Source organism: Chryseobacterium joostei (assembly GCF_003815775.1).
Lineage (GTDB): Bacteria > Bacteroidota > Bacteroidia > Flavobacteriales > Weeksellaceae > Chryseobacterium > Chryseobacterium joostei.
The window spans coordinates 2,631,437-2,657,319 of record NZ_CP033926.1 but is presented as its reverse complement, the minus strand read 5'-3'; the positions used below and the strand labels follow the sequence as shown (position 1 = coordinate 2,657,319).

The 25,883-nt window shown below is 36.4% G+C and carries 19 protein-coding genes; 12 read left to right on the top strand and 7 right to left on the bottom strand.

What is annotated here, in order from left to right:
* Nucleotides 1-40 precede the first annotated feature (40 nt).
* Nucleotides 41-1,300: a protein O-mannosyl-transferase family gene (locus tag EG359_RS12110; RefSeq protein ID WP_076355026.1), complete on the bottom strand. Its 1,260-nt coding sequence runs from the start codon at nucleotides 1,298-1,300 to the stop codon at nucleotides 41-43.
* A 2-nt stretch (nucleotides 1,301-1,302) separates the two neighbouring features.
* Nucleotides 1,303-1,812, bottom strand: coding sequence for a DUF2480 family protein (locus EG359_RS12105; protein WP_076355024.1), 510 nt, complete (start codon nucleotides 1,810-1,812; stop codon nucleotides 1,303-1,305).
* A 157-nt stretch (nucleotides 1,813-1,969) separates the two neighbouring features.
* On the opposite strand from EG359_RS12105, the gene lpxB reads away from it, so the two are divergent.
* From lpxB to EG359_RS12055, 10 genes are all read left to right on the top strand, one after another.
* Nucleotides 1,970-3,073, top strand: a complete 1,104-nt coding sequence (gene lpxB / locus EG359_RS12100) for a lipid-A-disaccharide synthase (RefSeq protein ID WP_076355022.1) — start codon at nucleotides 1,970-1,972, stop codon at nucleotides 3,071-3,073.
* 37 nt (nucleotides 3,074-3,110) lie between these two features.
* Nucleotides 3,111-4,202, top strand: coding sequence for a glycoside hydrolase family 99 protein (locus tag EG359_RS12095; RefSeq protein ID WP_076355020.1), 1,092 nt, complete (start codon nucleotides 3,111-3,113; stop codon nucleotides 4,200-4,202).
* Nucleotides 4,203-4,354: 152 nt separating this feature from the next.
* Nucleotides 4,355-6,127, top strand: coding sequence for a ComEC/Rec2 family competence protein (locus EG359_RS12090; RefSeq protein ID WP_076355018.1), 1,773 nt, complete (start codon nucleotides 4,355-4,357; stop codon nucleotides 6,125-6,127).
* Nucleotides 6,128-6,274: 147 nt separating this feature from the next.
* A complete protein-coding gene (locus EG359_RS12085) occupies nucleotides 6,275-6,937 on the top strand; it encodes a succinate dehydrogenase cytochrome b subunit (protein WP_076355016.1) in 663 nt (220 codons plus the stop codon).
* Nucleotides 6,938-6,952: 15 nt separating this feature from the next.
* Nucleotides 6,953-8,965, top strand: coding sequence for a fumarate reductase/succinate dehydrogenase flavoprotein subunit (locus tag EG359_RS12080; protein ID WP_076355014.1), 2,013 nt, complete (start codon nucleotides 6,953-6,955; stop codon nucleotides 8,963-8,965).
* Between the two features lie 24 nt (nucleotides 8,966-8,989).
* Nucleotides 8,990-9,757: a succinate dehydrogenase/fumarate reductase iron-sulfur subunit gene (locus EG359_RS12075; protein ID WP_065395283.1), complete on the top strand. Its 768-nt coding sequence runs from the start codon at nucleotides 8,990-8,992 to the stop codon at nucleotides 9,755-9,757.
* Between the two features lie 310 nt (nucleotides 9,758-10,067).
* Nucleotides 10,068-11,597 carry a TlpA family protein disulfide reductase gene (locus EG359_RS12070; protein WP_076355012.1) on the top strand — a complete coding sequence of 510 codons (1,530 nt, stop codon included), beginning with the start codon at nucleotides 10,068-10,070 and terminating at the stop codon, nucleotides 11,595-11,597.
* Between the two features lie 159 nt (nucleotides 11,598-11,756).
* Complete coding sequence (gene rlmD / locus EG359_RS12065) at nucleotides 11,757-13,163, top strand: 23S rRNA (uracil(1939)-C(5))-methyltransferase RlmD (RefSeq protein ID WP_076355010.1); 1,407 nt, start codon at nucleotides 11,757-11,759, stop codon at nucleotides 13,161-13,163.
* Nucleotides 13,164-13,192: 29 nt separating this feature from the next.
* On the top strand, nucleotides 13,193-13,669 hold the full coding sequence (locus EG359_RS12060) for a DUF6452 family protein (RefSeq protein ID WP_076355008.1): 477 nt from the start codon (nucleotides 13,193-13,195) through the stop codon (nucleotides 13,667-13,669).
* Entirely contained in the window at nucleotides 13,635-14,300 is a 666-nt protein-coding gene (locus tag EG359_RS12055) for a DUF6048 family protein (protein WP_076355006.1), read from the top strand. Before EG359_RS12060 ends, EG359_RS12055 begins: the two co-directional genes overlap by 35 nt.
* Nucleotides 14,301-14,371: 71 nt before the next feature.
* Here EG359_RS12055 and EG359_RS12050 read toward each other — a convergent pair whose 3' ends face one another.
* Nucleotides 14,372-14,821, bottom strand: a complete 450-nt coding sequence (locus tag EG359_RS12050; protein ID WP_076355004.1) for a hypothetical protein — start codon at nucleotides 14,819-14,821, stop codon at nucleotides 14,372-14,374.
* A 96-nt stretch (nucleotides 14,822-14,917) separates the two neighbouring features.
* Here EG359_RS12050 and EG359_RS12045 point away from each other — a divergent pair, with 96 nt between their 5' ends.
* Nucleotides 14,918-16,933 carry a M43 family zinc metalloprotease gene (locus EG359_RS12045; RefSeq protein ID WP_084180464.1) on the top strand — a complete coding sequence of 672 codons (2,016 nt, stop codon included), beginning with the start codon at nucleotides 14,918-14,920 and terminating at the stop codon, nucleotides 16,931-16,933.
* 290 nt (nucleotides 16,934-17,223) lie between these two features.
* Nucleotides 17,224-22,398: a fibronectin type III domain-containing protein gene (locus EG359_RS12040; RefSeq protein ID WP_084180462.1), complete on the top strand. Its 5,175-nt coding sequence runs from the start codon at nucleotides 17,224-17,226 to the stop codon at nucleotides 22,396-22,398.
* A gap of 295 nt (nucleotides 22,399-22,693) precedes the next feature.
* Here the strand turns inward: EG359_RS12040 and coaE are convergent, their stop codons facing one another.
* The 4 genes from coaE to ruvB are packed head-to-tail and all read right to left on the bottom strand — an operon-like array spanning nucleotide 22,694 to nucleotide 25,881.
* Nucleotides 22,694-23,320, bottom strand: coding sequence for a dephospho-CoA kinase (gene coaE / locus EG359_RS12035; RefSeq protein WP_076354998.1), 627 nt, complete (start codon nucleotides 23,318-23,320; stop codon nucleotides 22,694-22,696).
* A 9-nt stretch (nucleotides 23,321-23,329) separates the two neighbouring features.
* Nucleotides 23,330-24,196 carry an MBL fold metallo-hydrolase gene (locus tag EG359_RS12030; protein ID WP_076354996.1) on the bottom strand — a complete coding sequence of 289 codons (867 nt, stop codon included), beginning with the start codon at nucleotides 24,194-24,196 and terminating at the stop codon, nucleotides 23,330-23,332.
* 13 nt (nucleotides 24,197-24,209) lie between these two features.
* Complete coding sequence (locus tag EG359_RS12025; RefSeq protein WP_076354994.1) at nucleotides 24,210-24,821, bottom strand: FMN-binding negative transcriptional regulator; 612 nt, start codon at nucleotides 24,819-24,821, stop codon at nucleotides 24,210-24,212.
* Between the two features lie 37 nt (nucleotides 24,822-24,858).
* The gene (ruvB, locus tag EG359_RS12020) at nucleotides 24,859-25,881 is read right to left on the bottom strand and encodes a Holliday junction branch migration DNA helicase RuvB (RefSeq protein ID WP_076354992.1); all 1,023 of its coding nucleotides are present in this window, start codon (nucleotides 25,879-25,881) and stop codon (nucleotides 24,859-24,861) included.
* Nucleotides 25,882-25,883: the final 2 nt, after the last annotated feature.

Here is a 25,883-nt window from a genome sequence, read left to right as displayed (position 1 = left end):
AAAATATGCCTCCCAAAATATTTTGGATTCATAATTATTGTTAAAGTTTTCGGATCTGCTCTTCAGTATAACCTTTGCTTTTTAAGACCTTTATATATTCCAAGGCACTGAATGTCATCCAATGGATAGGTTCAGGAGCTGTTTTCTTATCAATGGTAAATTCAAGGATACCTGCATTGTTGTTCATCCATGGAAGCAAGTAATAGTTCAGGCCTCCCTTATATTTTTTAAATGCATGAGCTTCCTTTCCTTTTTCTGTAGAGAGCGCAATGTTGTAGCAGATAACATATCCTAAAGGAATAAACAGGCAAATCCATGAAACTTTTTTGAATGAAGCGTATTTTGCTGAAGACAACCCATATCCTATGGAAAGCGCAAAAATAATATTGAAAGGGATAAAGAATACATAATTGTCTGAAACAATATAGAATGTGGAAAAACCATATACCAATACGGCAGCAATAAAGAATACATAAAACATTTCCTTGTTTAATCGATATAGCAAAGCGATTCCTGCAGCTCCGAAGAATATAAAAATATTGAAGTTATAAATGAGGTAGAAAAAAGATAAAAGAAAGTCTTTTATCAATTGTACCGGGGTCTGTTTCAATGAATCCTGAACCCACGTTCCCTGATCTGAAGAGTAGGGGGATTTAAAAGGCAATCCCTGAGCAATATTCAGAATAAACAAGGATGAAAATAATACGATAAAAAGAGCAAGCGATGAATACATGTACTTTTTTTCTTCTTTGAAATAAAATAAAAAAAGAAGCAAAGCAGGAATCATCAAAATGTTCTGGATGTGCACCCAGAGACTAATCCCCAGGAACAAACTGCTTAGTATAATATGTGCGTTTTTCTTTTCACTAAAGACTTTTGTCATGGAATAGAAAAAAAGACTTACCCATAAAGAATTATAGGTGTATACTTCCACAATTTCAGCATTCCTCCAAAAGGAAAAACTGAAACCAAAGACAATAGCCGCTGTAATGGCTGCCCATTCGGTCTTTGCAATGCTTTTTACAGTAAGATAAATAACAGAAACCGTTGCTGCGCCTGAAGTAACAACAAGGAACCGACTGGCTTCAATCGCATTAAGACCTGTCAGGTTTTTAATTAAAATAGCGGTGTTGGTATATAAAAAATGACTGGTAGCTGTAGCTGTGGTTTCAAACTCACCATTTTCTACAGAAAGAACAAATCCTACACAATCAGCAAAGGGAATTCTTGTAAAACTCCCGATATAATAAATGACTAAAAAAATAAAAAATAAGACTATAGCAGATAGATCTCTCTTCATTCTTAGTTCTTTACAATTGGAACATTGGAGCAGGCCTCTCCAAACATCAGAGATTTTACAAGAGGTTTTAGCTGCTCTACCAGCTCTATATAAGCATTTTCAGGAATTTCTTTATCCGAACAGCCTTTTACCAAGACTCTTTTTCCTCTCATATCTTCAAAATCATAAGTCTGGATGGCATTGTGCATCAAAAGAACTTCAAGATCTTCGCGGTTTCCGAAAACTATTTTTTTGGTAACATCAGTAATCTTTGCTGTTAGTACAAAATAAGCCCAAAGCGGAATAATGGTGTCCACAGAATTATAGATGTATACATAACAGTCACTGTATTCTTCAACATTGATGGCTTCTACCTTTTCACGGAAATCTTTCTCCTTCAGGATCATTTCCTGAAAAAGAAAATCTTTAAGGTCAATACCTTTTCTTTCACCCTTTGGAAGTAGAGTAGAAAGATCAAAATTTACAAGGCCACTCTCAGCAACTTTATTTCGGATTTCAAATTCTTCTGACATTTTTATCATTATCTTTGAACAAATTTACGAATTAAGATCAATATATATTTTAATTTGTTCTCTATCCTTACCATAGAGACCACCCATGATCCAACAATGAAAGTATTGGGATGTTTCTGATGGTCATTAAAAACAAACAACAAAGATTTCGGAGGAAATGAAATATTACATTATTGCAGGAGAAGCTTCTGGTGATTTGCATGGAAGTAATTTAATGAAAGCCTTAAAACACAAGGATCCAAATGCAGAATTTAGATTTTGGGGTGGAGACCTTATGGCAGCTCAGGGCGGAACGTTGGTGAAGCATTACCGTGATCTTGCTTTTATGGGATTTTTGGAAGTGGTGATGAATCTAAGAACCATTTTGAATAATATTAAATTTTGTAAAGAAGATATTACTCAAAACAAACCTGATGTTTTGATTCTGGTAGATTATCCTGGTTTTAATTTAAGAATTGCCAGATTTGCCAAAGAGCTCGGGATTAAGGTGATTTATTATATTTCTCCACAGCTTTGGGCATGGAAAGAGGGCAGGGTAGAAATTATCAAGAAATATGTAGATGAAATGATGGTCATTCTTCCATTCGAAGAAGATTTTTATAGAAAACATGGAGTGCATTCCCATTTCGTAGGCCATCCTTTATTGGATGCCATTTCTGACTTAAAGGAAATCAGTATTGAAAAATTTAAGGAAGAACACGGACTTAACGAAAAAGAAATTATCGCACTTTTACCAGGTTCCAGAAAACAGGAAGTTGAGAAAATGCTTGAAATAATGCTTTCCGTAAGACCGTATTTTAAAAATTATCAGTTTGTGATTGCCGGTGCGCCAAGTCTTTCCAAAGAATTTTACCAAAAATATGTGGATGATAGTGTTCACTTTGTTTCCAATAAAACATACGATTTGTTGAGGTGCTCAAAAGCAGCTCTGGTTACTTCCGGAACTGCCACTTTGGAGACCGCTTTACTGAATATTCCTGAAGTGGTTTGCTATCGTGGAAGTAAAATCTCCTATGCTATTGCCAAAAGATTGGTAAAAAATATCAATTACATTTCTTTGGTTAATCTGATTATGGACAGAGAGGTGGTAAAGGAGTTGATTCAAAATGATTTGAATACCAAAAACCTTGTGGATGAGCTTAATAAAATCTTAGACGGAGCAAAAAGAGATCAGGTCCTGAATGACTATAGCCTTTTAAGAGAAAAGCTTGGAGGTAAGGGAGCAAGTGATCATGCTGCTGAGGTGATCTTGAGCGTTTAAAATATCTTTTGTGAGAACTTAAATTACTTTGTTAAAAATGAATTGTTTTAAAAATCTTTTGTTATTCATTGTTTGTACGTTTTTTTTCTCCAATAGTTTTGCACAGCAGAACAACCCAAGAGATAAGGTTCAGATCTTCTATTATGGCTGGTACGGAAACCAGTTGACGGATGGTAGTTTACAGCATTGGAACCATGAAATAATCCCGCATTGGAGTAATCCCAAGTGGAATAATCTTGGTCATTATAAAGGAGGCGATGATATTGGTGCTAATTTTTATCCGGCTTTAGGCAACTATAGCTCCAGCGATGTGAAAATCATTAAAAAACACATGAAGATGATGAAGGAAGCTGGAGTTGGTGTGGTTATTTTAAGTTGGTTAGGTAAAGATTCCTTTACGGATAAAAGTGTGAAAAACTATCTGGATATTGCAGATCGTTTCAATTTAAAAATAGCTTTTCATATAGAGCCATTTTATAAAAATATTACGGAGCTTCGGGATCAGCTTTCTTATCTTGTAAAGACTTATTCTAAACACCCCGCTTTTTACAAAAAGGATGGAAAGCCTCTGTACTACGTATATGACAGTTATAAAATTACTCCGGAAGAATGGTCGAAACTCTTGTCCAAAGATGGAGGCAAAACAGTTCGAAATACAGAACTAGACGCTCTTTACATTGGATTATGGGTAGAGAAAAACGATTCTGCTTTTTTCGATAAGGCAGGTTTCGATGGTTTTTATACCTATTTTGCCAGCGAAGGATTTGTTTTTGGCAGCACTACTTCTAATTGGGATTTCCTTTCCACCTATGCAAAAGAGCATCATCTTATTTTTATACCTTGTGTAGGTCCTGGATACTCTGATACGAGAATAAGACCGTGGAATGAAGCCAATTTCAAAAGCAGGTATAATGGTAAGTACTATGAAAAGATGTTTGATGCTGCTATAAAAGTAAATCCGGAGTTTATTGGGATTACTTCATTTAATGAATGGCATGAAGGAACACAAATAGAACCTGCTATTCCTAAGAAAGCTGGAAATTTCACCTATGAAGATTATGGTAGCGATCCATGGTTTTACATTAAAGAAACTAAGCAATTGACCAATAAATTTTTGAAAACTAAATAAATTTGAATTTTTTATTGTAAACCTTATTTTTTTATGCAAAAAAATAAGCGTTCTATTGCTCTGTTTAATAAGAACTGATCCGTTTATTTAGTAATCATAGAGCCTATATTCAATTAATTAATTTCCTATTTTGGAGTTATAATTAATTAAATTTGAATAGACAACCTCTCCTTATTTTAGTCATATGCTTTATCCTTGGAATCTTTTTTCAGGACAAAATCTTGTTGGAGAAAAATGCAGTGTATGGAGTAGGTTTCATTAGTCTCAGTATCTTAATCTCAATATTTTTTCAATCTTATTTTTTACATAAGGTCAGAGCTATTTTGCTAGGGTTGCTATTTTTTGGAATAGGCATCATAATTCATTTTTCTAATACTTTTTCCACACCAGTGGAAGTGCCTGTAAAAAAGAAAGAAACTGTTACTTTTAAAATTTCCCAAAAATTAAATTCTACAGAAAAATATCGAAAATATGAAGGGGAAGTACAGGCAGGATCTATGAGTTTTAGCGCTGTGCTTTATCTTTCAAAAGATAGTAAGGAACTGGACTTTGCACATTATTATAAATCAGAAGCCTATATCACAAAACCCAAGCCTCCACAATATGATTTTCAGTTTAACTATGCCCGTTATTTGAAAAGGAAAGAGATTGAATATCAGATCTATTTTTCAAAGGAAATACTTTCTGTAGAAAGAAAGGATATGAGCTTTACAGATCGTATAAAGCAGCATAGGCTCAGTGTTTTAAAGAAAATTGATAAAGCAGGAATATCCGGAAAAACCAGAGCGTTTTTAAAAGGAATTATTCTTGCGGACAGAACGGAGATGGATGCAAATACAGTACAGGATTTCAACAGATCAGGATTGGTGCATTTTCTGACAATTTCAGGAACTCATATCGTTGTGATCTTCGGGATCTTTTACTTTTTGATCGTTCGCTTTACTCCTTTACAGTTCAGAAAATATGCCATTATTTCAAGCTTGGGGTTTATCTGGTTATTTGCAGCTTTTATTGGTTTTGGGAATTCAGTGTTGAGGTCCTGCATCATGCTGAGTGTTTATTTTATCTTCGTATTGCTTCAGAGAAAACCGGATTTACTTCACTCATTAGCACTATCAGCATTTGTTATTCTGATTTTGGATACCCAGCAGCTTTTTGACGTTGGATTTCAACTTAGCTTTGCTGCGGTGCTGGGGATATTCTGGCTAAACCAACCTTTACTAAAATATTTCCCAAAGCAAGATCATTATTTTAAGAAATTGATTTTTAATACTATTACAATCTCTCTTTCTGCACAGTTAGCCACTCTTCCTTTGGTTTTGTATTATTTTCATCAGTTTTCCCTTATTTCGATCATTGCTAATTTTATCATAGTTCCTTTTTCGGAAATAATTATTGTCTTTTCATTCCTAATGACAACTCTTATTGCTCTTGGAATTAATTTTATATTTATTGATAAAGTGTACGACTTTGTTATTCAGATTTTATTGAAGGTCATTCACTGGTTTGCGGAGGTTGATTTATTATTTATTAAAAATATTCCGATGAATCTGATCGAAGTATTGGCTCTATTAGTGATTGTATATTTGCTAAGACCAACGATTTTAAAATTTAACTTCAAAAATAGCATGAAATTGACAATGGCTTGTTTACTCTTTTTCATGATAAGGATGGGATCTGATATTTTTGAAAATCAAAAAGAAGAAATACTGCTGCATACCTTTAATAAAAGTAAAATTGTTTCCCTAAAAAAGGGAAGTAAAGCCTGTTTTTGGATTCCGGATATAGCAGACCAGGAAAAGGTTTCACGATTTATTGTTGCTCCTTATTGTTCCTCACGAAGAATAGATGATTTTGAAATAAAAATAATCCCTCCTTCGGCTCAAAAAATAGTTTTCAGAGATCACATCTACGAAATAAAATAAGGTTTTCTCTTTTTTTAATTTTCCTTTATTTTATAATATGCAACGATCTTATTTAGAAAGATTACAAACTGCCTAATTGTGAGATTTCTCACTTTTCGATATTGTTAACATTTCTTAATTTTGTGGGAAATTCAAATTTAAACTTATATGGCAGGTTTAACGAGTTCTACGATAGGTAGAAAATACGCTATGGCATTATCAGCTATGTTTTTGCTGATTTTTCTTATACTGCATTTGACAACCAATTTGTTATCAGTCCTGAACAGGGATGCTTTCAATACAGCATCTGACTTCATGGGCTATAATCCTTTTGTGCAGTTCTTAATGCAGCCTATTCTTGGTTTTGCAGTAATTTTCCATTTTGCGATGGGGTTTGTACTGGAGATCAAGAATAATAAAGCACGTCCGGTAAAGTATGCATCCAACAACGCTTCTGTGAATTCTTCATGGATGTCTAGAAATATGATTATTTCTGGAGCTGTTGTGCTGGCTTTCTTGGCGCTTCACTTATATGATTTCTGGCTACACGAAATCACTTACAAGTATGTTGATGGTACAGCTCCTGATGCAGAACGTTTCTGGCCGGAACTTCATGAGAAGTTTGCTGATCTTTGGAGAGTGGCTTTATATGTGATCTCTTTTGTATTATTGGGATTACACCTGGCTCACGGATTCCAGTCTTCATTCCAGTCAATTGGAGCAAGACATCCAAAGTATACGCCGGTAATTAAGGCTTTTGGGAAATGGTATTCAATCCTTATTCCTGCAGGATTTATCATCGTTGCAGTTTTTCATTTTGTAACTCAATAATATCAATATACTAGTATGAGTAAGTTAGATTCAAGAATTCCAGCGGGTCCTCTAAAGGATAAATGGAAAAATCATAAAGACCATATGAACCTTGTTGCCCCAAACAACAGAGATAAGATTGATATTATTGTTGTAGGTACAGGTTTGGCAGGAGGTTCTGCTGCAGCTACCTTAGCTGAGCAAGGATATAATGTAAAAGCATTCTGCTATCAGGATTCTCCAAGAAGAGCACACTCTATTGCTGCTCAAGGGGGTATTAACGCAGCTAAGAATTACCAAGGAGATGGTGACTCTACCTACAGATTGTTCTACGATACTATCAAGGGTGGTGACTATAGAGCAAGAGAGGCTAACGTTTACAGATTAGCAGAAGTTTCTGCTAATATTATTGACCAGTGTGTTTCCCAAGGGGTTCCTTTCGGAAGAGATTACGGCGGTCAGTTAGATAACCGTTCATTTGGTGGGGTTCAGGTAAAAAGAACGTTCTACGCAAAAGGACAAACAGGACAGCAATTATTATTAGGAGCATATTCGGCAATGAGCCGTCAGATCGGTAAAGGTAGAATCAAGATGTACAACCGTCATGAAATGCTAGATCTTGTAATTGTTGACGGAAAAGCAAGAGGAATTATCGCAAGAAACTTGGTGACAGGTGAAATTGAAAGACATTCTGCTCACGCTGTAGTTATTGCTTCTGGAGGATACGGAAACGTATATTTCCTTTCAACCAACGCTATGGGATCAAACGTTTCTGCAGCTTGGAAAATTCACAAAAAAGGAGCTTACTTCGCAAATCCTTGCTACGTACAGATTCACCCGACTTGTATCCCTGTTCACGGAACACAGCAGTCTAAACTGACTCTGATGTCTGAATCATTAAGAAACTCTGGAAGAATCTGGGTTCCTAAGAAAATTGAAGATTCAGTAGCGATCAGAGAAGGTAAATTAAGACCTGAAAACATTAAAGAAGAAGATAGAGATTATTATTTAGAGAGAAGATACCCTGCATTTGGTAACCTTGTACCTAGAGACGTTGCTTCTAGAGCTGCTAAGGAAAGATGTGATGCCGGATTCGGAATTGAAAATAACGATACTCATGAAGGTGTTTACCTTGATTTCTCTACAGAAATCATGAAAAAAGGTAAAGAAGCCGCTATCGAAAAACATGTTCATAACCCTACAGATCAGCAGATCTACGATCTTGGTAAGAGCTGGGTTGAGGAGAAATACGGTAACTTATTCGTAATGTACGAAAAAATTACTGCTGATGATCCTTACAAAACTCCAATGAAGATCTATCCTGCAGTTCACTATACAATGGGTGGTGTATGGGTTGATTATAACCTACAGTCTACAATCCCGGGATGTTTCGTAATCGGTGAAGCTAACTTCTCTGATCACGGTGCAAACAGATTGGGAGCTTCTGCATTGATGCAGGGTCTTGCAGACGGATATTTCGTACTTCCTTACACTATTGCAGATTACCTTTCTGCGGATATCAGAACAGGAGCTATTCCTACCAATTCAGGAGCGTTTGACGAAGCTGAAAAAGGAATTCAGGATAAAATTGATTTCTTCCTGAATAATAAAGGAACTCATTCTGTAGATTACTTCCACAAGCAACTAGGAAACATTATGTGGAATAAGGTTGGTATGGGAAGAACTCCGGAAGGACTAAAAGAAGCAATCAAAGAAATCGAAGAAGTAAGAAACGATTTCTGGAAAAATGTAAAAGTACCTGGTGAAAAAGACGGAATGAACACTGAGCTTGAAAAAGCATTCAGAGTGGCAGACTTCCTTGAACTAGGACAATTAATGGCTATCGATGCACTACACAGAAATGAATCGTGTGGTGGGCACTTCCGTGAAGACCATTCTACACCGGATGGTGAAGCGGAAAGAGATGACGTAAACTACAAATACGTCGGAGCTTGGGAATATCAAGGGAACGATATCAATGCGGAAGTGTTGCATAAAGAAGACCTGATATATGACAACATCGAGGTTAAAACTAGAAGTTATAAATAATCTCCAACCTATAAATATAACATTATGAGTGCAAAAAAAGGCTTACATCTTACGCTGAAAATTTGGAGACAAAAGAATAGTAAAACTAAAGGTCAGTTTGAGACCTACAAAATATCAGATGTTTCTACAGATTCTTCATTCTTGGAAATGTTAGACATTCTGAACGAAAACTTAATTAACGAAGGAAAAGAACCTATTGCTTTTGACCACGACTGTCGTGAAGGAATCTGCGGAATGTGTTCTCTTTACATCAATGGTAGAGCACATGGCCCGGATACAGGTATTACAACCTGTCAGCTTCACATGAGAATGTTCAAAGACGGTGAAACTATCGTTATTGAACCTTGGAGAAGTGCTGCTTTCCCTGTTATTAAAGACTTAATGGTAGACAGAAGCGCATTCGACAGAGTAATGGCTGCAGGAGGTTTTATTTCTGTAAATACTTCTGGTAATACGCTGGATGCTAACGCAATTCCGGTTCCTAAAGAAGATGCAGATAAAGCAATGGATGCTGCTGCTTGTATCGGATGTGGAGCTTGTGTGGCTACTTGTAAAAACGGATCAGCAATGTTATTCGTTGGAGCTAAGGTTTCTCAGTATGCTTTATTACCTCAAGGTAGAGTAGAAGCTAAGAGAAGAGTTCTAAACATGGTGAAAGCTATGGACGAAGAAGGATTCGGTAACTGTTCAAATACCGGTGCTTGTGAAATTGAATGCCCTAAAGGTATTTCTCTTGAAAACATCGCAAGAATGAACAGAGAATACATGGCTGCTCTTGTAGATCAAGGATAGAATTGATTCAAAATAGATAAAAAGACGCCTTCATTTCGGAGGCGTTTTTTTTATGTAGGCTGTTGAGTTGTTAAAGTTTGTTAACTTATTATCAGAACTTAGGTTTTCTTTATTTAATAAGTATATATTTGGAGGGTAGTTGAATTGTATTAAAAACATATATTTCAATTATCATTTTGCTGAAAAAAATGACAAATAAAGTAATTGAAATGTCCCTTTTAATAAGTAATAATAAAAATTTTAAAAAAAATAATTAGTGTGAATTAAGAAGCCCTAAAAAGCGTATTTTTGTGTAATATTAAAAATTAAAATGAAAAAATATCTTTTATTGTTTATCATTGCGGTTTTCGTGATGTCTTGTTCAAAAAAAGTAGAAGTAAAAGGAAAAATTACCGGAAGCTCACCATTGGAAAGAATTGAGTTTGTTGAAGCTTCAGGAGTAGGAACCTTGCCTTTAATTAATATAGGTTTAGATAAGGATGGTAACTTTTCAGGCAGCTTCGAAGCTCCCAAGGATGGAATGTATGTGATCAATTATGCAAACAAGCAGAATCTAATCTACCTTGAAGGAGGACAAAAAGTTAATATCTCAGGAAATGCAATGACTTTCCCGAATGAATATATCATTACCGGGGATGCTAAAAAGAACAACGATTTCCTTCAGGGTAATCAGAAGTTTTTAGCAGAATATGGTAACAAAGTTAATTTAGGACAATTAATGGCTGGTGATGAAAGTACATTCTTAAAAGGAATGCACAAAGTAGAAGCAGATATTAATAAAAATGTAGAAGACCTTGCAAAGAAAAATAATCCAAACAAAAACCTTTTGGAATGGAAGAAAAATGATGTTAAGGTAACTATTCTAAATTTGCTTGCCAATTATGAAATGTCACATGGTCCAATGGCTGGAAATCCATCTTACAAAGCTTCTAAGGCTTTCAAGGATTATGAAGCACAATTGGATAATAATAAAGAGGCAATGGTGAAGTCTATTCCGCTTTACAGACAATATTTGCTTGTAAAAATGACTCCTGACTTCCAAAAATATGCAGAAGCAAACAGCAAAGGAAAAACTGGAGTTACTACTTCGGAAATGTTTGCTCAGTATTTAAAAACTAAAAAAGATTTGCCGCAGATTGCGAAAGATTATCTTTTAGCATTTGTAATGGCTCAGTCAGATATTCACCCAACAACTCCTGGTGCTAATATTGACAAAATCAAAAAAATTATTGATACGGATATTAAAGATGCTACCATTAAAGCTGACCTGTTGAAAATGCAGATGGCGATTACCGGTCTTAAAATTGGTGAAGTAGCACCTGATGCTTCCTTAGTAAAACAAGATGGTAAAGCTTATAAACTTTCTGAAAACAAAGGAAAACCATACATGGTATTTTTCTATGCATCTTGGAACCCTTACATTGGGGAAGCTGCAGTGCCTGTTTTGAAAGAGATTGTTAATTTCTACAAATCTAAAATGAACTTCGTATTTGTAAATGTAGACGATACAAAAGACCAGTTTACAAAAACTAGTAATTCTTTATTAAAAGGAGTTCAGGGAGTAAATGTGTATGCAGAAGGAGGAATGGAATCTGATATCGCTAAAAAATATGGCGTATACGGATTCAAGTTACCTTGTTTCGTAATCATTGACAAAGATGGTAAAATTGCAAGTAGATCTCTTGTAAACCTAGGAGAGCCGGAATTGGTAACGATCTTGGATAAACTAACCGGTCTTTCAGCTCCAAAAGTAGATCCGAATATACAAATGCAACAGCAATTACAGGTTGATCCGTCTATGCAACAGCAGACAAATCCGCAGCCGGCTCCAACAAAATAATAAACTTTAACACAGTATAGAAACCTTATCTTCGGATAAGGTTTTTTTTATTGTATTTTTGCAAACGAAATTAGAACAGAAAGGTTTCAAAGTTTATTAGAAAAAATAGAAATAGATGAAGTATAGAGTAGAAAGCTATCTTCGTCAAAAGAAATTGATATGAGAAAGAAGAAAGATGTAATTCTTGAAAATATAAAACTTTTTGCAGCAGGAGCAAAAGGTGTAGCTATCGGAAAAACTGAAGAAGGGAAAACTGTTCTGGTTTCCGGTGCGATTCCTGGAGACGTTGTAAATGCAAGAGTTAAAAAATCAAAGTCAAAATATTTTGAGGCTGAAGTAAAAGAAATTGTTGAGAAATCGCCATTCAGAGTTGATCCAAAATGTGTTCACTTCGGAACTTGTGGTGGTTGCAAATGGCAGAATATGAGCTACGAAAAGCAGCTTGATTTTAAACAAGAAGAAGTTTACAATAATATTAAAAGAATTGGAGGAATTGAAGATTTTGAAACTATTCCAATTTTAGGTGCTGAAGAACAATACTTCTATAGAAATAAAATGGAATTTTCTTTTTCTAATGCAAGATGGTTGACCCAATATGAAATCAGTTCTGAAGAAAACTTCGGAAGCAGAGATGCGCTTGGTTTCCATATTCCGGGAATGTGGAGCAAGATTTTAGATTTAAAAGAATGCTTCCTTCAGGAAGATCCGTCGAATGCAATTCGTTTGGCAGTTAAAAAATTTGCTGAGAATAAAGGGTTAGATTTCTTTGATGTGAAAAACCAGGAAGGTTTCCTGAGAACTTTAATGATGAGACAAAACTCTAAAGGAGAATGGATGGTTTTATTCCAGCTTTATAGAGAAGAAAAAGAAAACCGCACTCAGCTTTTTGATTATTTATTGGAGCAGTTCCCACAGATAAAAACGTTAGTATATGCCATTAATCCTAAACAGAATGATTCTATTTATGATTTAAATATCAATGTGTATTTCGGAGAAGGTTACCTTATGGAGGAAATGGACGGGTTGAAATTTAAGATAGGACCAAAATCATTCTTCCAGACCAACTACAAACAAGCGTTGGAGTTATATAGAAAAACCTTGGAATTTGCTGACCTGAAAGGTGATGAAGTTGTTTACGATTTATATACAGGAACTGGAACGATTGCTCAGTATGTTGCCAGAAATGCAAAACAGGTTATCGGAATAGAATCTGTGCAGGAAGCAATTGATGCAGCAATCGAACATGCTGAATTGAATGGTTTAACCAACACAACTTTCTATTGTGGAGATATGAAAAATGTCTTTAATGATGAGTTTTTAGAAAATCATCCAAAAGCAGATGTTTTGATTACCGATCCACCAAGAGACGGAATGCACCAGAAGGTTGTAGAACAGATCTTAAAGCTTTCCCCTGAAAAGGTAGTATATGTAAGTTGTAACTCTGCTACACAGGCAAGAGATCTTGCCCTAATGAAGGATCATTATACCTTAGTAAAAATATTACCGGTAGATATGTTTCCACAAACTCATCACGTGGAAAACATTGCATTATTGATTAAAAAATAATTTAATTAAATTTGAATTCAAATTTTAGTATGAAGTATTTTAAATTTCTCATAATGTTCTGCTTGATGGGAATGCTTGTTTCCTGCGGTGGGGATGATGACATCTGTGAAAGTGGGGAAGGAACTCCCAGAATGAAGGTTGCTTTCAGAACACTATCAACTGGAAAGGAAGCGACAGTAGATACCCTGTATGTATCAGTAGACTATGGTGCAGGGAAGGTAGACCTGGGAAAACTTGCGAAAGTTGATTCTAGACTAATTCCTTTAAGGGTAGATGATTCACCTTATACAGATGTGTATTTTAAAACTCGAATCAAAGGGGCAGAATCCCAGGTAAGAGTAAAATATACTACGAAGTCAATCTATGTATCTCCCGGATGTGGTGCCAAGAAAAACTATGAAAATTTAACTTCAGAATTAATAACTTCGAATCCTGTTCAAAAGGTGGAAATCGGACAAAATCAAATAGAGAATGAAGACAAGACTAATCTTTACCTTTCTTTTTAGTTTATTTTCAGTAATAAGCTGGGCACAGGATAAAAAAAAGGAAGAAGTGAAAAAGGCTCATTGGAAGTATGAACCTAATTTTATGGTTGGACTTGATGTTTTGAATACCGGATTAGGATTCTTTTCGGACAGAAAGATGTATCAAGGATTCATTTCTTCAAAAATAAATGGAAATGTTCACGCAATAGCAGAGGCAGGATTTGAGAAGAATGTATACCAGAAAAATGGCTATGATGCTAAAGTAAATGGTCCTTTCGTTAAATTAGGAGCATTTTATATGCTGGCAAAGGATGCTGAAAATGAGTTTAATGGATTCTATGCAGGAGGAAAGGTTGCCGGATCATTTTATAACCAAGAATATATGGCCATTCCTATTCGTGGATTTGGAGGGAGTAACTCTTCAGAGTCATTTCCTGCATCATCGCAATCCTCTTTCTGGCTGGAGGGTACTTTAGGTGGTAGAGTACAATTGTTTGAATCCAATTTTTATATTGATGTGAATCTTCAGCCTCGCTATTTGGTATATACATCCAAGCAAGATGAAATTTCCCCAATGATTGTTCCTGGATTTGGAAGAAGCTCTTCAAAATTTAATATGGGCTTTGCATGGAATATTGCATACAAATTTTAGAAAACAGATTATCAATTATTATATTAATAAACCCAGGACAATCTCCTGGGTTTAATGTTTTTTATTAATTATCATTTTGTAATAACCTGATACAGTTTTTCCAGTTCTTTTGGAGGAACTCCAGAATCAAAACTTGACGAGGTGTAGGTTTGGCCATCGGAAGTAATGTAAACCGTTGCACTAAGCGCTCCATCTGAAAATCGGGCAGAAGTCGGAGCTTTCAAGGTTGATATTTTTGATAATTCTATCTGATTTGCTTGTTCAGTGATTTTTTTCCATTCATTAGAAGAAAGAGGAAAAATAGTAGCCTCTCCATTTAAGGATACGACTTTTGAGCTGGAAGTGAATGTTATAAGCTTTCGTGTTCCTCTTGTTTGTTCTTGTAATTCTATTTTCTCAATTTTTGATTTTTGAATATCAGATGTTGAGGTATTTTTGTTTATTTCTGCTTTTTGTTGAGAAGTGCAATTTATGTTTAGTAGGGTTGAAAAAGCGAGTATTAATAACGATTGTGGTTTCATTTTATTTAAATTGTATTGTATTTTTATTATTTTTTATATATCTATTATGAATTATATTTAAAACTAATATATTTGTAAAGTTAATAAAAATAAGAAATGCAAAAATCTACTACTTCAAAATCCCTCTTTTTATTACCTTTATTATGTGCCGGTCTAATGAGCGCACAGAATATTAATGGAATAGGAAAGAAATTTGAATTTACTCAAAAAACTCCACAACAATTAGTTCAGTCCCATGGTTTCGAAAAATGCGGTACTGTTGAATATGAAGAGTTTTTAAAAAGAAACTTTCATGGAAGAATGAGTACGGATCAATTTGAGGCTTGGATAAAGCCATTGGTTCAGAAAGCTAAAAATGAAAGATCTCAGAACGGAGGTATTGTTACTATTCCTGTAGTTGTTCACGTTATTCACGGTGGCCAGCCTGTTGGTACTGCTCCCAACATTATAGATGAGCAGGTGATGTCACAAATAACAGTAATGAATCAGGATTTTCGTAAACTGGCTGGAACTCCGGGATTTAACAATAATGTTGTAGGTGCTGATGTACAGCTTCAGTTTGCGTTGGCAAAAGTAGATCCAAATGGAAACCCTACGAATGGAATTGATAGAGTAAACTTTTGTGCATCAAGCTTTAATAAATTAACCATTGATACGACTATAAAACCAGAAACAATCTGGGATCCTACTCAGTACATGAATATGTGGAGTGTTGCATTTGCCGCTCCAAATGATGATTTACTGGGATATGCTCAGTTTCCTGATGGTTCAAATCTTCCTGGATTGGATCCGTTAATGGGATATGGCATGACCGATGGGGTAGTGGCAAGTTATAATGCTTTTGGAAGCAGTGATTTAGGAAATAATTTTATATTGAATCCTTTTTATAATAAAGGGAGAACAATGACCCATGAAGTAGGACACTTCCTTGGTTTAAGACATATTTGGGGAGATTCTCCATGTGGAGATGATTTCTGTGCAGATACTCCTGTAGCTCATAAGGCCAATTATGAATGTTTAGAAATTGTAAGCTGCAATGATCCATCGGTATTGGAAATGGTTCAGAATTATATGGATTATACCAATGATGCTTGTATGAATATCTTTACCATTAATCAGAAAGATAGAATTACAGCTGTTATGAACAATTCTCCTAGAAGAGCATCATTAAAGACTTCCACTAAGGATCTTCCAATTCCATTATTTCCAAATGATGCTGAAGTTAAGTTGGAAAGAACATGTGCACCGATCGTTTGTGCAGCTTCTCAGAACGTTCCGGTATCATTATTTAATAGAGGAACAGGTGCGCTTACAGCTGCTACGATTAACTATACAATTAATGGTGTTGCGCAGACTCCTTTCACTTGGACGGGTAACTTGGCACAAGATAAGTCTCAATTGCTTAGTCTTCCTGTAGCAGCAGGAACTTTGGGTGGTCCAATGACGATCAATATTGCATCAGTAAATGGTGGAGCAGATCAAAGAGCTTCCAATAATACTGTTAACTCAACTTATGTTGGCGCGCCAATTGCGGTAGGGGTTAACGTTGTATTTAACCTTCAGCTAGATAGATATGGATCAGAAACAAGCTGGGAACTAAAAAATAGCGCTGGGAATGTAGTATATAGTGGTACTGGTTATGCAGATTCACCAGATAATTCTCCATCGCTCCCTGATTTAATTACTTTAAACTGGGTATTAAATCCTGATGAATGTTATACGTTCACTATTTCTGATGTTTATGGGGATGGTATTTATCTAGAAGGTGGTTATTATAATATTAAAAACCAGGCAGGAACTACCTTAATCTCTGGTTCAAGCTATGGCTTTAATCAAAGTAAATTCATGAAAGCTCAGACATTAGGGACAAGTGAAGTGAATAAGAAAGATAATAATTTTGGAATTTATCCAAACCCTGTAAATGATATCTTAAATATTACCAAGGTTTCTCATAAGGCAACCTTTGAAATCCATAACACGGTTGGTCAAATTGTTAAAAAAGGATCAATTGATAATAATAAGGTGAATGTGGTAGAATTGTTAAAAGGAAATTATATTATTACCGTAAAAGATAATAATATTTCAGAGAGCTTTAAATTCATTAAAAAATAAGAATAACATTAAATATTCATAAATCCTCAGAATTTCTGAGGATTTTTTTATTTGTAATCATATAGGGTATTGTGATTGAATTTTTGCAAAAAATCATTTTGATGAATGTATTATAATGAAAAAATGATTAGATTTGTGTAATTATTAAAATATTAGCGTATGAGGTAAAATTATTTTTTCACTACAGATGCTCTGTAAAAAGGGATGTTTCAAAATCGTATTTGAATCCCACAAAATAGGAAATACTATAATTCTTTTATTATCGTTATCATTATTAAATTAAGAAAAATATGAGTGGACTTTTACTCTGTAAAATGAGCCGGCCTTTTAAGGTGCTCATTGCATTGCTATGTATGGTCGTCGGACTGTCCATGCAGGCACAAACAATTACAATTGGTACAGGAACAACAACTACAACTCAGAAATATCCTTTGGGCTGTAACTGGGGATTTGAGCGATCGGCATCGCTTTATACTGCTGCAGAAATAACTGCTGCGGGAGGAGCTGCTGGGAATATCTTATCTGTAGGATGGAAAGCTACGGCAAGTGTGAACGTTGCCCTTCCTGTAAAAGTTTATATAAAATCTGTGCCAAGTACAACCACCACCCTTACTGCACAAAACTGGGCTAATGCAACTACTGGAGCAACCTTGCTCTTCAGTGGAAATATAGACAGTATTCCAGTGGGATGGTATACTATTCCGTTACAGCTTCCTTATAACTATAATGGAACTGATAACTTAGTGGTATTAGTTGAAACCAATTACGGTGGATCCGGGGGAGGAACTACTACAGGAGCTAAATTTACTTACTCCAATGCAGCTTCAGGTCATATGACTCTTCAGGCTGATACCAACCCTCCTACAGGAAATGGTACAGTTGGAAACAACAGACCTGATGTTCAATTAACTTTTGGTACACCTCCAACATGTTTACCAATGCCTCCTGGAGGAACAATCACTACAGGAACAATAGCAGCTACTAATGCTGTTATTAACTGGACACCTTATACCCCCGCACCTGCTGGTGGGTATGATGTATATTATAATACAACCAATGTTGCTCCAACGGCAGCAACTGCACCGTCACAAACTGTGCCGGGACCAACAGCAACTCTTACTCCACTTGCACCAACCACAACCTATTATGTATGGGTTAGGGCAAGATGTAGTGCAACAGATCAGAGTGTATGGTCAGGGCCAAAATCTTTTGCAACGCCGGCTACATGCCCGGCTATGCCTACCAGCGGGACAATAACTACAGGTACAATAACACCCACGACTGCAGTATTAAACTGGACTGCTTACTCTTATGTACCTGCCGGAGGATATGATGTATATTATAGTACTACTGCTGCCGCTCCAAATGCTGCAACAATTCCTTCGCAAACTGTTCCAACAGGAACAACAACGACACTTACACCGCTAATTCCTGCTACAACCTACTATGCTTGGGTAAGAGCAAGATGTAGTGCAACAGATCAAAGTACGTGGTCTGGACCAAAATCCTTTGCTACACCGCCTACATGTCTGCCTGTTCCATCAACCGCAGGTTCATTAACGGTAGGTACAGTTACGCTTACTAGTGCGGTAGTTAACTGGACTGCTCCTAACCCTGTACCAGCTGGAGGATATGAAGTATATTACAGTACTTCCAACACGCCGCCAACTGCTGCTACAGTGGGGACTGTGGTTTCAGGTACTACAGCTACCTTATCGCCATTGGTTGCAGGAACTACCTACTACTGGTGGGTAAGAGCAATCTGTACACCTACGGATAAAAGTACATGGGTTGCTGGACCTAGAGTTGTTCCTGGCCAAATAGGTACAGGTACTATTACAAGTACACAACTTCCTGTGAACTCTAACTGGGGATTCAATTATTCTCAACAACTTTATAAAGCAACTGAACTTTCAGCAGCATTAGGTACTGCCCGTTTGATTACTGCAGTAAAGTTTTATGTAGAGACACCTCAAACTCCTCAGACAACATATAACGACTGGATCGTTTATATGGGAAATACGTCTAAGGCTACTTTTACAAGTGATACAGACTGGGTGCCGGTAGGTACTATGTCTCAGGTGTTTGCAGGAACAGTTGCTGCAATGACTGCAGGAAACTGGGTGACAATTCCTTTAGCTGCTCCATTTGTATGGGATGGAACAAGCAATGTTGTGATTGCAGTTGATGAAAACTCACCTGATTATACATTGGGAGGAACAGCTACATGGGGAGCTTATACTGCAGGAACAAACAGAGGAATATTATATCGTAACGATAATTCTAATCCAGATCCTGCATCTCCACCAACTGCGTCTGGAAGATATGCTGATATCCCAAGATTATTGCTTTCAGGGGTAGACTTACAACCTTGTACTACAGCTCCTCCTACTGGTATTACCGTTACTAATATTACGGCAAGTACAGCTATGGTGAGCTGGTTACCTACTACAGGAGCTACTTATCAAATTAGATATAAAGCGGTAACAGCTGGTACTTGGCAGCCTACAATTAACGTAACGGCTCCTTTTGCAAGTAGTCAGATTCTTATTAATCTAGCGGATCAGACTCAGTATGAAGTTCAGATTGCTACGATTTGCCAAGGTACTACAGGAGCATTCTCTCCGAGTACTTTATTTACAACGCCAGCTCTTACGTATTGTACGAATGTACCTCCTAATCCTACATCTGACGGATATATCAGTAAAGTAGTTGTTACCCCTACAAATGCGCCATTAATGGTTAGCAATTCTGGGTATGATGGGTATAAAGACTACTCTGCTGATCCTACAAGATTAGTTACTTTAGTGAGAGGTACAACAGGCAATAAAATAAGCATCACTAAATTCTGGCCAGGTGCTACATCCAGTTATGGGGTAGGAGTATGGATAGATTTAAATAGAAATGGAATTTTTGAAGCTAGTGAAAGAATGCTTACAGCAGCTAGTAACACTACAACTCCTGTAACAAATGGAACAGCGGGATTTGATATACTACTTCCTCCAAATGCAGCTACTTATACAGGTACTCTTCTTACTCGTATGCGTGTAGTAATGATGGATGGAACGGTAACTTCTCCTTGTGGACCATTTGCATCATATAATGAAGGTGAAGTTGAAGATTATGGTGTGAAGCTTATCGATCAGCCAGCATGTTCAACCAATCCTCCAACAAATATTACAGTATCAAACATTACTGATGTTAGTGCTACGTTCTCATGGCTAGCTGCTACGGGAGCTACATATCAATTAAGATACAGAGAAACAGGAACTATCCCTTGGACAACAGTGACTACTATTCCTGCTCCAGGGAACGTTTATACTATTCCTACTACAGCACCTTTAAAAGAACAGACTCAATATGAAGTTCAGGTATCTACAAAATGTACAACTACATTTGGTGCATTCTCTGGATCTGTACTATTTACGACATTACCATTACAGTATTGCCCGGTAACAGGAAGTGGAGCTAACGATCACATTTCAAATGTAACAGTTATTTCTTCTAACTTAGGGGTACCTACAATGAGTAATAATAGTGTTCAGAATAATTACACTAGTTATACATCTCCGGCAACACTTATTACTTTAGATGCTGATTCTAGTAATAATAAGATTTCTGTTGCTAAAGGATGGACGGCTTCATCAGGTAATGATGCTGTAGCAGTTTGGATTGACTTTAACAGAAATGGTCAGTTTGAAACCAGCGAAAGAATTCTTAGTTCTGCGGGAAGTACTACTACACCGGTTACGGCTGTATTTCCTGTTCCTCCTGTACCAACATCTTATGTTGGACCGTATACTACTACAATGAGAGTTGTATTGAAGCGTTCAACAGCTGTTCCTACTGCGTGTGCAAATGCGATTGATGGAGAAGTTGAAGATTATGCTGTAAGAATCAGACCATGTAGCAATGTTACTCCAAATGCACCTACATTTGGGACAACTACGCATACTTCTATAGTAGTTAACCTTACCGGAGTACCTACAACGTCAACTTACCTTGTACGTTATAGAGTAGCAGGAACTACTACATGGACAGAAGTATATGCTTCTTCTGTATTAGGGAATGTTCCACTTACTATTAGTGGATTAACTCCGGCTACAACTTATGAAATTGAGGTAGCTGCAGTTTGTGGAGGTACTATCGGTACAGCTACACCAATCAAGACATTCACTACAAGATGTGATCCTACACCTCCGAATGTTACGATCAGTAATATTACTCCAACTTCAGCTTTGATTACTTGGGCGCCACTTGCAGCAAGTTCTACCTATAAGATGAGATGGAGAAAAGTGGGTACTACAGGATGGCCAAATGCAGAAATTGATTTACCGGCTGCACCAGCAAATACTTATGTATTAGGTAGTGTAATTCCTTTAGAGCCATTCGTTACTTACGAGGTTCAGATTGCCAATAAGTGTAATGGAGAAACTCTATTTAATGATTATTCAAACCCTAAGGTATTTACTACAGAAAGAATATGTCAGATTCCACCTCCAGGTTTAACAATTACTCAATTATTGCCAACATCTGCAGAAATCACATGGGATCCGTTCCCAGGAGCAACATATGTTCTTAGATATAGAAAAGTTGGTATTCCAAGCTGGACAGAAGTTCCTACAGTGGTTAATAATATTGTATTGACTGGCCTTGTAGAAATGACTAAGTACGAAATGCAGGTAGTGAATATCTGTAGTGGTACACCAGGAAACTATACGCCTCCTTACTACTTTACAACACCTACTGTAATTTATTGTAAGATGGCATCAGGAAGTGCAACTGGCGAACATATTTCTAAGGTAACCGTTATTCCAAATGGAAAACTACCAATGGAAAATGCTTCAGGTGCATCAACCTATACAGATTATACAGGAGTTCCTAAAACGTTCATCGAATTGATCCAAGGATCTACAGATAATGAAATTATTATCGAGAAAAAATGGACAGGAAATACGTATAATGAAGGGGTTGCAGTTTGGATCGATTTCAACAGAAATGGAGACTTTGATATTAATGAGAAAGTATTTACTTCATCTCCAAATACAACAAGTCCAGTATCAGGTAAATTCAGTGTACCAACTGATGCCTTTGTAAGTACCACAGACTACAAATACGTAGTAATGAGAGTTGCAATGGAAAGAGATGGTGTTCCTGTTAGCTGTACAAACTTTAAGAATGGAGAAGTTGAGGATTATACAGTGAGAATTTCTAAAAAATCAGTTGCTAACCCAATTGATCAGACAGATATCATGATCTATCCTAACCCTGTAAGTTCAGTATTGTTTGTTAAGAATATTAGCAAGAAAGCTAAATACAAAATTTACAATGCTGCAGGACAGGTAATCGGAAGCGGTATACTATTAAACAACCAAATCAACGTAAGCAAATTGATTAATGGTGTGTATGTAATAGATATCGAAGACAACGATAAAACTGTTCAAAAGAAATTTATCAAAGAATAATAAGCTAAATTTCAGATAGAATAAGCCTCCAGAAATGGAGGCTTATTTTTTATTAAGTATGTGGATTATTGTCTGGCGATTATGAGGTTTCGATTTAATATCCTACTATTTTTTACAGTAGTAATTTATATAGAGAAGCTCATAATAAATAACGTAGGGGATTCATAAGAATTCGAGTGATTCTCCGCAATTTGCTTTTAAATAGGTATGATAATGGTCAAAACTAGATAATACACAAACGCCCTCATTTTTGAGGGCGTTTGTGTATTTAAAACTAGAAAGTGATTCTTCTGGATTATTCAATAGAGAAGATCATTTTTTCGGTTTGTTCTTTTAATTCTTCCAGATTTGTATTATTATAAATGATACAATCTGCCATTTTTATTTTATCCTTTTCGGACATTTGTTTCTCCATAATAGCCTCTACTTCGCGGTAGGTTTTATTGTCCCTATCCATTACCCTTTTGATTCGGATATTATCCTCAGCTGTTACCAGAAGAGACTTGTAACATTGTCTGTTAAGTCTTAACTCAAATAATAAGGCAGTTTCCTTGAAAACTAAATATTTGGTTTGCTTTTTTACCCAATCTTCAAAATCAATGCGAACGGCAGGATGAATAATTTCATTTAATTGCTCAAGAAGATCTTTATTTTTAAAAACCTTATCAGCAACAAATTTCTTATCATAAATTCCGTTTTCATCATAAGATGCTTCGCCTAGAAGTTCCTTGATTTTAATTTTAAGATCATCGTTTTCATTGACGATGGCTTTAGCTCTGTCGTCAGAATAATAAACCGGGAAACCAAATTCCTCAATAAATTTAGCAACCGTAGTTTTCCCCGAGCCAATTCCTCCCGTTAAACCTATAATCTTGGGTGCGGGTGGCTCTGCCTGTTGTGCTTCTGAATGTAATTCTTCCATAATTAAAAATTAATATCCAAAAACATCATTAAAGCTGAACGTTTCATCAAGTCTCACGCCTTTCTCAGTCATTTTAAGGCTTGCCAATTCATTATGGGCATCATGTTCAAAGAATAATAAATATTCGTTGTCTACACACTGTTTTAGGAATTTTCCTTTTTCTTCCAGTGTTAAAAGAGGTCTTGTATCATATCCCATCACATACACCTGATTGACATGTCCGGCAGTAGGGATAAGATCAGCAGCAAAAACAACCGTTTTTTCCTGATACTGAATAACAGGAAGCATTTGTTTTTCCGTGTGTCCATCCACAAAAATGACATCCATTTTCAGGTCCGGAGCAAAACCATAATTTCCAGTTGTTGGGAGTGGCAAAAAGTTAAGCTGACCACTTTCCTGCATTGGAATAATGTTTTCTTTCAGGAAGCTTGCTTTCTCTCTGGCATTAGGTTCAGTTGCCCATTGCCAATGGTTTTCGTTTGTCCAGAATTGAGCATTTTTAAAAGCAGGTCTGTACCCTGTTTTGTCGTCATTCCATTCTATGGCACCACCACAGTGGTCAAAGTGAAGGTGAGTAAGGAATACATCTGTAATGTCTTCCTTTACAAAACCATATTTCTTTAAATTTTTATCCAGATTGTCATCTCCCCAAAGAGAATAGTGTCCGAAGAATTTATCATCCTGTTTGTTCCCAAGACCACAGTCTACAAGAATCAGTTTTTTTCCGTCTTCAATAAGCAGGGAGCGTGTTCCCAACTCGATTAAGTTTTTTTCGTCTGCCGGGTTGGTTTTCTCCCACAGACTCTTTGGGACGACTCCAAACATGGCACCGCCATCCAGTTTAAATTTTCCACATTGTATTGGATATAGCTTCATATGTATATTTTGATTATTTCTTTATTAATTTCATTTTTTCAGCAACTTTCCGGGCATTATCATCCGATTGTTCAAGTTGTGAAATAATATTTTGAAAATCTGCCTCTTTTCTGTTTTGAGATAGCTTTTGCTTGATAAAAATCTCAGTTGGATTTATTTTAATACCAAAAGCTCCTTTCATTTCCTTTTCTACAAACTCATTTCCCATATCTTTTACCATCATTGGACATTGCTGAAACTTTTCATACTTCGAAGTCAACTTGTCCAAATGGGCATAAAGCTCATCATGATCCATCAATTCCACCTTTCCATAAATTTGTACTGCTTCATAGTTCCATGTAGAAACATTAATATGGTCATACCAGCTGCTGGAAATATAAGTGTGTGCCCCTAAAAAATCACACAATATTTCATCTCCGTTCTTTAAGCTTTTTGCCTGAGGGTTAGCTCTTGAAATATGAGTTTCAATATAAACATTTTCCGGATCACTTTCATTCAACATCATCATGGAATGGGTGGCCCGGATCTTATCAACAGAAGAGATAAGTAAAGCAAAAGAGTTTTCTCTGATAATTTCTCTCATCAGATGCATATCTTCACTTCTGTATAACTTAGGAACAAACATAAATAACTTGTTTTCTTAAAATCCCTGAACTTTAAAATTAAAAAAGTTCTCCCGGATTTCTGGGTCTTGAAATATTTAAATGCTGATAAGCCTTGTCAGTAACCTCTCTACCTCGTGGTGTTCTGATAATAAACCCCTCCTGAATCAAAAATGGTTCATATACCTCTTCCAGGGTTTCCGGATTTTCCCCAATGGATGTTGCCAGTGCAGATATTCCTACAGGTTTTCCCTTGAAGTTTTCAATCATAACACGCATGATCTTATTATCCATTTCATCCAGTCCAAACTCGTCTACGTTCAGAGAGTTTAGGGCGTATTTTGTAATGTTGATTTCAATTTCTCCATTCCCTTTAATTTCAGCGAAATCACGTACCCTTCTCAATAATGCATTGGCTATTCTTGGTGTCCCACGGCTTCTTCTTGCAACCTCAATGGCTGCATCTTCATAAATGGTTACTCCCAATACCCTTGCACTTCTTTGAATAATCATGGACAAAAGCTCGATAGAATAGTATTCCAGCCTGCTTTGAATACCAAATCTTGCAAGCATTGGCTTAGTTAGCATACCGCTTCTGGTTGTAGCCCCTACCAAGGTAAAAGGGTTCAATCCAATTTGTACACTCCTTGCATTAGGACCAGTTTCCAGCATGATATCAATCTTATAATCTTCCATAGCAGAATATAAGTATTCTTCAACCACAGGAGAAAGACGATGGATCTCATCAATGAAAAGAACATCATTCTCTTCCAGATTAGTCAATAGACCAGCCAAGCTTCCTGGTTTATCCAATACAGGCCCCGAAGTAATCTTACAATTAACACCAAGCTCATTGGCGATAATATTAGCTAAAGTCGTTTTTCCCAGACCTGGTGGACCATGCAAAAGGACATGATCAAGGGCACCACCACGTCTCTTGGCAGCGGTAACAAAAACCTCAAGATTTTCCAGCGTTTTCCTCTGGCCCGCAAAATCCTTAAAGCTTTGGGGGCGAATCTGTTCTTCCTGCATCAGCTCCTCTCGTGAGTAGTTTTCCTTATCTGGATGTAAAAAATCTGGCATTA